Origin of the sequence: Nocardia abscessus NBRC 100374, from assembly GCF_000308455.1 — a bacterium.
GTDB classification, from domain to species: Bacteria; Actinomycetota; Actinomycetes; order Mycobacteriales; family Mycobacteriaceae; genus Nocardia; species Nocardia abscessus.
Window position 1 is genome coordinate 12,189 of record NZ_BAFP01000145.1, and the last position, 11,187, is coordinate 23,375.

9 protein-coding genes are annotated in these 11,187 nt (G+C 69.9%); 3 read left to right on the forward strand and 6 right to left on the reverse strand.

What is annotated here, in order from left to right:
* Positions 1–105: 105 nt before the first annotated feature.
* A complete protein-coding gene (locus tag ON19_RS29600; protein ID WP_043700072.1) occupies positions 106–1,551 on the forward strand; it encodes an aldehyde dehydrogenase in 1,446 nt (481 codons plus the stop codon).
* On the opposite strand, the gene ON19_RS29605 is transcribed toward ON19_RS29600, so the two are convergent.
* Positions 1,552–1,755, reverse strand: a complete 204-nt coding sequence (locus ON19_RS29605) for a hypothetical protein (RefSeq protein ID WP_043700075.1) — start codon at positions 1,753–1,755, stop codon at positions 1,552–1,554.
* Positions 1,756–2,100: 345 nt separating this feature from the next.
* The gene (locus tag ON19_RS29610) at positions 2,101–3,051 is read right to left on the reverse strand and encodes a GlxA family transcriptional regulator (RefSeq protein WP_043700078.1); all 951 of its coding nucleotides are present in this window, start codon (positions 3,049–3,051) and stop codon (positions 2,101–2,103) included.
* 113 nt (positions 3,052–3,164) lie between these two features.
* Here ON19_RS29610 and ON19_RS29615 point away from each other — a divergent pair, with 113 nt between their 5' ends.
* On the forward strand, positions 3,165–3,917 hold the full coding sequence (locus ON19_RS29615) for an HD domain-containing protein (RefSeq protein ID WP_043700081.1): 753 nt from the start codon (positions 3,165–3,167) through the stop codon (positions 3,915–3,917).
* Positions 3,918–4,031: 114 nt separating this feature from the next.
* On the opposite strand, the gene ON19_RS29620 is transcribed toward ON19_RS29615, so the two are convergent.
* From ON19_RS29620 to ON19_RS29635, 4 genes are all read right to left on the reverse strand, one after another.
* Positions 4,032–5,864, reverse strand: coding sequence for a phosphoenolpyruvate carboxykinase (GTP) (locus ON19_RS29620; RefSeq protein WP_043700084.1), 1,833 nt, complete (start codon positions 5,862–5,864; stop codon positions 4,032–4,034).
* A 219-nt stretch (positions 5,865–6,083) separates the two neighbouring features.
* Positions 6,084–7,709 (reverse strand): hypothetical protein, encoded by a 1,626-nt coding sequence (locus tag ON19_RS29625; RefSeq protein ID WP_227954515.1) that lies wholly within the window; start codon positions 7,707–7,709, stop codon positions 6,084–6,086.
* Positions 7,696–8,829 carry a P-loop NTPase family protein gene (locus ON19_RS29630; protein WP_043700090.1) on the reverse strand — a complete coding sequence of 378 codons (1,134 nt, stop codon included), beginning with the start codon at positions 8,827–8,829 and terminating at the stop codon, positions 7,696–7,698. The genes ON19_RS29625 and ON19_RS29630 overlap by 14 nt, the downstream gene beginning before the upstream one ends.
* Before the next feature lie 66 nt (positions 8,830–8,895).
* Entirely contained in the window at positions 8,896–9,678 is a 783-nt protein-coding gene (locus ON19_RS29635) for an SDR family oxidoreductase (protein ID WP_043700093.1), read from the reverse strand.
* 150 nt (positions 9,679–9,828) lie between these two features.
* Here ON19_RS29635 and ON19_RS29640 point away from each other — a divergent pair, with 150 nt between their 5' ends.
* The gene (locus ON19_RS29640; protein WP_043700170.1) at positions 9,829–11,175 is read left to right on the forward strand and encodes a lipase family protein; all 1,347 of its coding nucleotides are present in this window, start codon (positions 9,829–9,831) and stop codon (positions 11,173–11,175) included.
* Positions 11,176–11,187: the final 12 nt, after the last annotated feature.

Below are 11,187 nucleotides of genomic sequence, written 5' to 3' on the forward strand. Positions count from 1 at the left end.
AAAAGCGAACCGAGAGGTCGGGATTCACACTGGCCAGGGCGTCGCGGGCGGGCAAAACTGGAACAGGTTACAGACAGAAGGCGGGCAAAACTGTAACGTGTTCTCATGCATTACGAGAGCTTGTTCATCGGCGGCCGCTGGACCGCGCCAGCCACCGCCGAGCGCATCCAGGTCATCTCGCCGGCCACGGTCGAGCCGGTGGGCAGCGTCCCCGCGGTGAGCCGGGCCGACGTCGACGCCGCGGTCGCCGCGGCCAGGCACGCTTTCGACCACGGCCCGTGGCCCGCCACGCCGCCGAAGGAGCGCGCCGCGGTGCTCACCCGCGTGGCCCGGCTGATCGAACAGCGCTCCGCCGACCTGCTCGCCGCGCTGACCGCCGAGGTCGGCGCGCCGCAGATGATCGCGATGACGCTGAACCAGATCCCCGCGGTCGCCGCGCTCGACGCCTACGCCGCCCTGGCCGAGACCTTCCCGTGGCAGGAGACCCGGGTGGGCGGGTTCGGCACCACGCGGGTCACCCGCGAGCCACGCGGGGTCGTCGCGGCGGTCACCGCATGGAATGTCCCGCTGTTCCTCGCGGTCAACAAGCTCGCGCCCGCCCTGCTGGCCGGCTGCACCGTGGTGCTGAAGCCCGCCCCGCTGACGCCGATCACGGCCAACATGGTCGCCGACATCTTCACCGAGGCCGGACTGCCCGAAGGCGTGCTCTCGGTGCTGCCCGCCGAGCCCGACGCGGCCGAGTACCTCGTCTCGCATCCCGGCGTGGACAAGGTGACCTTCACCGGAAGCACCGCGGTCGGCCGCAAGATCGGCGCCATCGCCACCGGTCAGCTCAAGAGCGTTTCGCTCGAGCTCGGCGGCAAGTCCGCCGCCATCCTGCTGCCCGACATGGATGTCGCGGCCGGCATCCCGGTGCTCGCGTTCTCCGGCTTGATGAACAGTGGTCAGGGCTGCGTCGCGCAGACCCGCATCCTCGCCCCGCGCGGCCGGTACGACGAGATCCTCGACGCGCTGGTCGAACACGTGAAGACGATGACGGTGGGCGACCCGAACGACCCGAGCGTGCAGCTGGGCCCGCTGATCTCCGAACGGCAGCGCGAACGGGTCGAGGGCTACATCGCCAAGGGCAAGGCCGAGGGCGCGCGACTCGTACTCGGCGGCGGACGGCCGGAGGGCCTGGACCGAGGCTGGTTCGTCGAGCCGACGATCTTCGCCGACGTGGACAACAAGTCGACCATCGCCCAGGAGGAGATCTTCGGGCCGGTGCTGTCGGTCATCCCGTACGAGACCGAGGACGAGGCCGTGGCCATCGCCAACGACTCGGTCTACGGCCTCGCCGGCTCGGTGTGGACGGCCGATATCGAACACGGCGCCGAGATCGCGGCGCGGGTGCGGACCGGTACCTACGCGATCAATTGGTATGCGTTCGACCCGACTTCGCCGTTCGGCGGCTACAAGGCCTCCGGGCTCGGACGCGAGAACGGCCCGGAAGGTCTCGATGCGTTCTGCGAGCAGAAGTCGCTGCTCATGCCACTCGGCTGGACCGGGTGATCAGTCGGGTGGCATGACCACCCGCAGCAGCGGCGCACGGTTGCCGTAGCGCCGGGGTGGCGCGTCGACGATTTCGACGCGCCATCCGGGCGGCAGCACCGCCAGCAGCCGCCCCGCGGCCCGGCGCAGCGGTGTACTCGCGGTCGCCGACTCGAATTCGGCAACCATGGGGGCAAGCGACCTCGCCGTCTCCAGATCGGCCATGCTCCAACCACCTCTCGCGCGTCGATCTCGCCGTACGCCGCGGGCATCGCGGGTCCGATGTCGGTAGGGAAGTAGTTCAGTCGATCAGTTAACCGTTGGTAATCCGACTGTGTGATGGGAAAGGAAGAACACGCCAAGCATAATTCACGAGTACACGAAATCTCTCAACAAGATCATTACCCCGTTCCGCACGCGGCTAAACCCATCGAGGCGTGGAAATTTCGCACATCCCCGCTCCACACCGGCATGCCCTCTGCGCAGTCCCCGGAAAGCAGCTCATGCAGGATATTCGAATGACCTGCTGCGCAACGGCATTAACCCTGAGGCACAGTTGCCCCGCCGGGCTCACGTGCCGAGCGACCGGCGGTACGCGGCGGGTGTGGCGCCGGTCGCCGCGCGCAGGTGCACCCGCAGCGCGGTGACGCTGCCGAAACCGGCCTTGGCCGCAACGACTTCCACTGGCAAACGCGTGGTTTCCAGAAGTTCGCGGGCACGCGCGGTGCGCTGAGCGTCCAGCCACCGCCGCGGCGTGGTGCCCACTTCCGCCTTGAAGCGGCGGATGAAGGTGCGCTCGCTCATCAGCGCGTGCGCGGCCAGCGCCGAAACATCCGCCGCCGCAGCGGGTTCGGCGACCGCCCAGGCCAGGGTGGCGGCGAGCCCGCCGTCCGCAGTGGCAGCGCCCGGCGCGTTCGGAACGTACTGTGCCTGGCCGCCCTCTCGATGCGGCGCGGTGACGTTCCACCTGGCCAGCTCCGCCGCCGCGTGCGCGCCCAGCTCCCTGCGCACGATGTGCAGGCACAGGTCCAGGCCCGCCGACAGGCCGGCCGAGGTCAGCACGTCACCGTCGTCCACGTACAGCGCCGTCGGGTCCAGCCGCACCGCCGGATACAGCTGCGCGAACTCGCCGCAGTAGGCCCAGTGCGTGGTCGCCGGTCGTCCGTCCAATAGTCCGGCCTCGGCCAGGATGAACGCGCCGACGCAGATGCTCACCATGGTCGCGCCGCGCTCCGCCGCGCTTCGCAAGGCGATCAGCGCCTCCCGCGGGGTGGGCAACGTCGGAATACCGATCCCGGGCACGACGACCACATCCGCCTCCGCCAGCGCCTCCAGCCCGTGCTCCACCCGCAATTCGAAGCCATTGGGCGTCCACACCGGCCCGGGGCGCAATCCGCAGGTCCGCATCTCGAACCCGGACGGCACGCCGGTCTTACCCGGTCCGTGCCGGAACGCCTGAACAGCACAGGCCAGATCGAAGGCCATGACCCCGTCCAGCGCGAGGGCGACCACTTGCTTCATCCTCGCCAGTTTGACACGAATCCGAGCATCACTGTCATTTGCGCCACTGGTCGCCGACCTCGTCGCACACTTGACTCGAGTGCACACCGGATTCCGACGAGAAGGAGGGCAACGTGGCCGGACCGACGGGCCTCGATTGGGCATGGGCCACCAGCACCGGTGGCGCATTGTCGAAGGAGCAACGCCGCCGATTGGCTGTTGCGACCGCTCGCACGTTGCCCGCCATGGTGCCCAACCGGGTCCGGCTCGCGCTGGGCCGGCGGGGGCGCGGGAAACTGGAGTTCGCCGGTCTGCGGCTACCGGATAGCAAGCTCGCCGTCGCGGCGGAAACCGAGGCGCGCGAGGTGCTTTCCCCGCACGTGCTGCACCATTCGCTTCGCACCTACTATTTCGGACGGGTTCTGGCCGATCTCGACGGTGCCGCCTATGACGACGAACTCGTCTACGTCTCCTGCCTACTGCACGATTTGCAGCTCGAACATCCCACGCCCGGAAGGTGTTTCGCAGTGGGAGGCGGGGAACGGGCCGCTACCCTCGCACTCGGCGCGGGCGCCACGCCGGAACGGGCCGACGCGATCGGGGCGGCCATCGCCGCCCACATCACACCCGGCGTCGCCGACGATCTCAGCGATCCGGGTGGCTTCGTCTCCGCGGGGGCATCGGTGGACGTGCTCGGGACGCGGCTGGCGGAGCTGGACCGGGATTGGGTCGCCGAACTGCTGCGACGTCATCCGCGCCAGGAGTTCGAGCGGCACGTCGTCGCGGCCTTCCGAGCGGAAGCGAAGGCGATGCCGGCGGGCCGGATTCACTGGCTCAACCGCGCGGGCTTCCTGATGATGATCCGGATGTCGCCGTTCCCCGAATAGCGCCGACGCCGAGCGGGATTTGCGGATCCGAATGGCAAAACTTTTGTCGCGCAGAACAAATCGCCCCGCACCATCTGTCCGATGGTGCGGGGCGATGCTACTTTGGGTGGAGTGTCAGCCCAGACGCTGCTTGAGCGCCTCGAACTCGTCGCGCACGCCGGACGGCAGCTTGTCACCGACGAACTCGAACCACTCTTCGATCAGCGGGATCTCCTTGCGCCACTCCTCGGCGTTCACGGTGAGCGCCTCGTCGACGTCCTTGGGATCGACGTCCAGCCCGTCCAGGTCGAGCTGCGTGGCGGTCGGCACGTTACCGATCGCGGTCGCCTCGGCCTCGGCGGAACCCTCGATGCGGCCGACGATCCACTCCAGCACGCGGGAGTTCTCGCCGAAGCCGGGCCACAGGAAGCGGCCGTCCTCGCCGCGGCGGAACCAGTTGACGTAGAAGATCTTCGGCAGTTTGGCCGCGTCGGCGTTCTTGCCGAGGTTGATCCAGTGCCCCAGGTAGTCGCCGACGTGGTAGCCCAGGAACGGCAGCATGGCCATCGGGTCACGGCGGACGGTGCCCACCTTGCCCTCGGCGGCCGCGGTCTGCTCGGAGGACAGCGTCGCGCCCATGAACACGCCGTGCTGCCAGTCGAAGGACTCGGTGACCAGCGGGACGGTGGTCTTGCGGCGACCGCCGAACAGGATCGCCGAGATCGGCACACCCTGCGGGTCGTCCCACTCGGGCGCCAGGATCGGGCACTGCGCCATCGGCGTGCAGTAGCGCGAGTTCGGGTGGGCGGCCAGCGTCTCGGTCTCCCGCAGGTACCAGTCGTTGCCCTTCCAGTCGATCAGGTGGTCGGGCTCACCCTCCAGGCCCTCCCACCACACGTCGCCGTTGTCGGTCAGCGCGACGTTGGTGTAGACGGTGTTGCCCGCTTCCACGGTGGCCATGGCGTTGGGGTTCGAGCTGCGGTTGGTGCCGGGCGCGACGCCGAAGAAGCCGTACTCCGGGTTGACCGCGTAGAGGCGGCCGTCCTTGCCGAAGCGCATCCAGGCGATGTCGTCACCCAGGGTCTCGGCGCGCCAGCCCGGCACGGTCGGCTGGATCATCGCGAGGTTGGTCTTGCCGCAGGCGCTCGGGAACGCGGCGGCGATGTAGTACGCCTTGTTCTCCGGGGAGATCAGCTTGAGGATCAGCATGTGCTCGGCCAGCCAGCCCTCGTCGTGGGCCATCGCCGAGGCGATCCGCAGCGAGTAGCACTTCTTGCCGAGCAGCGCGTTGCCGCCGTAGCCGGAGCCGTAGCTCCAGATCTCCCGGTCCTCGGGGAAGTGGGTGATGTACTTGGTGTCGTTGCACGGCCACGGCACGTCGGCCTGGCCATCGGCCAGCGGCGCGCCCACGGAGTGCAGCGCCTTCACGAACGGGCGGTCGGCGCCCAGCTTCTCCAGGGCGGCGGCGCCCATGCGGGTCATCACGCGCATCGACACCACGACGTACTCGGAGTCGGTGATCTCGACGCCGAGCTTCGGGTCCTCGGCGCCCAGCGGACCCATGCAGAACGGCACCACGTACATGGTGCGGCCCTTCATCGAGCCGCGGTACAGCTCGGTCATGGTGGCGCGCATCTCGGTCGGGTCGACCCAGTTGTTGGTCGGGCCGGCGTCGGCCTCGGACTTCGAACAGATGAACGTGCGGGATTCCACCCGGGCCACGTCGGAGGGATCGGAGAGGGCGAGGAAGGAGTTCGGCTTCTTCTTCTCGTCCAGGCGCTTGAACGTCCCCGCCGCCACGAGCTGCTCGGTGAGCCGCTCCCATTCCTCGTCGGAGCCGTCCGCCCACACCACACGATCCGGCTGGGTGAGTTCGGCGACTTCTTGTACCCAGGCGAGTAGTTCGCTGTGCTCGGTCGGCGCCTTGCCGTCGGATCCACGAAGACCAGGAATGGTCGCTGACGTCATGAAAACTCTCCTGAGATGGGCGACTACTCGCTGCTTCGCCGCCTGGCCCTAGGCCCATGACCAGCGCGAATGCACCGAGCGCCACCGTTGGCGGGAAGGCGCCCGCTCCGACCGGTCGAATGCGCACCCTCAGGAGGGCGGCAGATCAGGACTTAGCGGACGCCCAAGTTCCTGAATAGAGGTTAACGCGATGTGACGGCCGGTACGGTATCGGGTTCCTCACTGTGTACCCAATTGGTCGTTCGTTTCAACAGGTGGAAGCCAGTGATCGAGAACCCGGATATCGCGCTCGCATGCGGCGAGTTGACCAGGCTGCGCGGCCGCGATCCGGCGCAATTCGGCCTCCAGCTGGGCCACCCGGCGATCGGTCTCGACCATTCGCGCGGTGCTTGCCTGGACCACATGGTCGGCCAAAACCGTCTCGGCTTCCACGAGCGCGGTCGCCACTCGCTGCTCGAGCTGGGCTTTTACGTTGACCAACGCGTCGGCCACCCATTGCCGGATGTGCGCTCGCTCGGCCAGCTGGCCGCGGGCGCGCACCACCCACGCCGCCGCACCACCGCCGAGCAGCAGAGTGACCGGCACGGTCGCGACGTCCAGAGCGGGGACGAGCGAGAACGGAGCAACCAGCAGGCGACCGAGGCCGACGCCCGCCGACGCGCCGAGCGCGATCATAAGGTGATCTTCGACACCCCGATGGCGAGGCTCGGGATCCGGTCCCACCCGAGGGGCCGGGTCGCGCCGTCGCGGCGGTGTATCCCGATCCGCACCCGCGATCCGGGCGCTCAATTCGGCGAGGCGCTGATCGATGAGGTGGTCGAAAGCGCCGGTCAGTTCTGTGACGGCTCGCTGGAGCCGGGCGGGGTAGGCGGCGATCTCCGCGGTGCGCAGCCGGTCCAGTTCGGCGCGTGCGGTGGCGTGCAGTGCGCGGACTCGCGCGCCGATGTCGGTCATCAAGTCCACCCGGGCCAGGTGCAACTGCCCACGCAGGGTGGACATCGCGGTGGCGCGTCCGCCGTCGCGGCCGGCCAGGAGAACGGCGCGCCGCTCACGCAGCCGCGCCGGTTCGGCGCCGGAGCGCAGCGCGGCCACCTGCTCGACCACTCGCTGGCGGGTGTCGGCCAAAACCCGCGCGGTGACCGCGCCCGGCCGGTCACCCCCTGCGGCGGCCGCTGCGGTGAGCCGCGCGTGCAGGGCCGCGAGACCGGAGCGATCGAGCAGTCCGGCGTCGCCCGCGGTACGTGCGGCGGCCGCCAACCGTGCCGAGACCGGAACGATGTCCAGGTCGGCGGCACCCTGCTCGGCGAGCAGCTCAAGGTCACGCGTCCGCACCGCGCGCCAGTCCTGGTAGGCGTGGATGCCGTTCATCGCCAGCAGCAGGTGGGTGCCGTCCGCGCGCAAGCGGTGGATCACCCCCAGCAGGTCCGCGCCGAGGGTGGTGCCCGCGTCGAGCAGGATCAGCGCCACCGCGGGCGGAGCGGCCCCGGCGGGTGAGGCGGTCTCCGCCGCGTTCGGGTCGGCGACCGGTTCGGACAGCGTGACGCGCGGTTCGAACCGGGCCAGCTCGGTGCGCAGCAGGGTCGTGTTGACGTCGGCGGGGCCGATCACCGTGACCGCACCCGCCGCGCCGGACCCGTGCACCGCGCGCAACAGGGCCATACCCTGCGGGTTCCAGCGCTCCACCACGGCCGCCAGCTCGGGCGACGCGGCGACCGCCGTCGCCAGGGCGGGGCGATCGGATCCGCCCTCAGCCGGGTCCGGCATTTCAGGTCCGGCGGCCGAGACCTCATCCGCCCCGGCAGGCGCGGCCGCCGTCGAGGATTCCGGGGGCTCAGAGACCGGCACTACTCATCCGTTCCCATAGTCGGACGTACCCGTTGTGCACGCGCAAGGCGGCGCGCCGCGCCGCCGGGGGCATATCGCTGGTGACGACGGCGCGCCAGCGGGAAGCGCGGGTCAGCGCGTCGTCGGCGTCGGATGGCGCGGGAGCGGGATATCCTGCCGCGAGGTGGGCCACCTCCGGCCCGGCGAGCCCCGCGCAGAGCCCGAGCCACAGAGCGTCGTCACTGAAGAGGTAGGACTCCAAGAGGTCGCGGGCGCGGCCGCCCTCCTCCGGGACCGCGCGGGCCGCGAGCCGGGCCAGCTCGTCGAGCAGTTCGCCGCCGCGCAGCGCGGACACCTGCTCGTAGCGGCGCTGCAGCAGCCGGTGCAGCGCGTCGATGCCGCTGGCCGCGTGCAGTATCTGCAGCAGCGCCTGCGGGGTGAGGTGCGGATCATGGCGAAGGGCCGTGCACGCGCAGGCCACGCCGTACAGGTCCCAGCGGCGCAGCAGCTCCTCGCGCTGCGCGGCGTCCGGTCCCGGTGCGACGAACAGATCCGGGGACAGGACCAGCGCCGAGTCGGCTTCGCCGGCGAGCTTGCGCAGCAGGTCCAGTTCGGCGCCGGTCAGCGCGCCCGCCCGAGTGCGCATCGCCAGCGACGCGACCACCGGCACCACCGGAATCCGCAGTTGGCTGCCGTACTGTTCGGCCGCGGCCACCGCGTCGCCCCAGCGGGAGCCGATCGCGTCGGCCTTGTTCAACACCGCGATCGTGCGCTGCGGCGGCAGGGTAGCCAGCACCCTGCGATCGGCCGGCGACGGCGTGGCCGACAACACGTAGACGACGATGTCGGCGTCCAGTTCCGGATCGGCCGCCCCCGGCTGGTCCACCGGATCCGTCTCCACCGCGGACATGAGCGCGAGCGCGTGCAGCACCGTGGTCCGTCCCGCGTGCGCACGCCCGGTCACCTGGATACGCGGCGGTTTGCGCCAAGCGCTGACGGCCGCTGCCGCGGCGTACCCGATCTGGGGATCGCGCCCCGTCCCGAAGCGCAACTCGGCGAGCAGCTTGTCGAGTTGATCGTGATCGGACGTGGGAACACCGCGCTCCCGCAACGGCCCGTCGGAATCAGTGGCTGTCGGCATGCTGCACACCCCCTTTTACGGTGCGCAATTCTGTCAGAAGTCCGGTCGCGGGACAGGCTGGACCGCTCAGCTGCCGCTGAAGTACTTGTTCGCGGTGCGCACCGCCCAGTTCGGGGCGTATTTCGCCACCGTCGCCAGTACCTTCGCCTGCGTGCCGATCTCGTAGTGCACCTTCGGCAGCCGGGCGCGCTTGCGCGTGGCCTCCCAGATCCCGGTGGCGACGTCCTCCGCCGACAACCGCACACCCAGCGACTTCGTCGTCCCGGTCGTCACACCGTCCACCATGGCCGTGGCCACGAACAACGGCCAGATCGCCAGCACCCGGATGTCGTAGCGCTCCCACTCCAGGTCCAGCGCCTCGGTGAAGCTCTTGACCGCCGACTTCGTCGCGCCGTAGGTCGCGAGTTCGGCTTGGCCGTAGATCGCCGAAGCCGAGCAGAGGTTGACCACCTGGGCGCCCGGGGTGTCGCGCAGATAGCGGAACGCGGTGTGCGTTCCGGCGAGCACCCCGACCAGGTTGACCTCGACGATCGCCCGATGGGCGGAGAGCTCGAGCGACTCGAACGGCCCCGCTCGCAGTATGCCCGCGTTGTTGACCAGGATGTCCAGCCGTCCGGTGACGGCGTGGAACTCGGCCAGCCGCTCCGCCCACTGCGTGTCGTTCGTCACATCCAGCACCCCGGTGTGCACGATGCCGCCCTTGTCAGCGATATCACCAGAGAGCCTGGTCAGACCCACTTCGTCGATGTCGTAGGCCCCGACGTGGTACCCCTGCGCAGCGAAAAGCAAGGCCGTGGCTCGCCCGATACCGGCCGCCGCGCCGGTGATGAACACTGTCGGTCTGCTCATGCCGGGGAGTCTAGTGCCGCGGACGCCGTGTACTCCGGGGTTCCCAGACGCCGGTCGGTCACTTACCCTGCTGAAGTGGTCGGCACCATAACCGGTGCGCAGCTTCACCTTTCGCATGCGGCAACCGACCTCGACGATGAGGAGGTTGCGATGACCGCTAATGTCATCGGCGCTGCCGACCCGGAACCCGGCTGTCCCGCGGACCGCAAACCCTTGCTGCCCAGCGTGGACCCGTTCCATCGACCGCCGAAGGGATTCGCGGCCAAAGCGCCCGGCACCATCCTGCGCAGCAGGAAGATCGAGGTGGCGCTGTTCGGGATAGTGCCGCAACAGGTGTCGGCCTGGCAACTCCTGTATCGCAGCTGTGACCTGCACGGGGCCCCGGAAGCGGCGATCACGACGGTCCTGCTGCCACTCGGCGCGGAGCCGGACGAGGATCGCCCGCTGCTGGCCTTCCAGACCGCGATGGACGCGGTGGCCGAGAAGTGCTCCCCGTCCTACGCCCTGCGCTACGGCGCGCGGGCGCTCGGGTCGGTCACCCAGCTGGAATGGCTGCTGGTCGCGAACGCGCTGCGGCGCGGCTGGGCGGTCAGCATCGCCGACCACGAAGGCCCGCACGGAAACTTCGGCGCCCCGCGGGAGCCCGGCTACCGCGCGCTCGACGGTATCCGCGCCGCGCTGCGCTTCGGCCCGCTCGGGCTCGGCCCCGAAACCCGCGTCGCGGTGTGGGGCTACTCCGGCGGCGGCATGGCCAGCTCGTGGACGGTCGAGATGGCCCCGACCTACGCACCGGAACTCCACATCGCCGGCGCGGTCCTCGGCGCACCGGTCGGCGACCCGCGCCAGGTCTTCGACCGGCTCAACGGCACCCCCTTCGCGGGTCTGCCCGCCATCGTGATCGCCGCCCTGCGCAGGCTGTATCCCGCGTTGAGCTCGGTGATCGATGACGAGCTCGACGCCGACGGCCGCCGGTTCGTCGTCCGGGCGGAGAACGCGACGCCGCTGGGCGCGATCCTCGGGCTCGCGGGCAAGAAAGTGGACGACTTTCTCAGCCGCCCGCTCTCCGAGGTTCTCGACACCCCGGAACTGCGGGCGATGTTCGACGATCTGCGGCTCGGCAACGCGGCGCCCGCCTGCCCGCTGCTGGTGGTGCAGCCCGTCCACGACCAGATCATTCACATGGACGGCATCGACGGTCAGGTGGCGCGGTACCGCCGCGGCGGCGCCGCGGTGACCTACGTCCGCGACCGGCTCAGCGAGCATTTCTCCCTGCTGCCGCTGTCCACGCCCATCAGCCTGGACTGGCTGGCCGACCGGCTCGCCGGGCAACCGGTGAGCGATACCGGCGACAGCACCGTCTGGTCGGTCGCCGCCTCGCCATCGGGCGTGCGCGGCCTGCTGGAAATGGCGGTGACCGCCGCCAAGGTCGCGCTGGGCCGTCCACTGCGTCAGGAGCAGCCGACGACCGCCAGAATCGCGCCCGCGCGAGCCGCCTGACCTCCCGCTCAG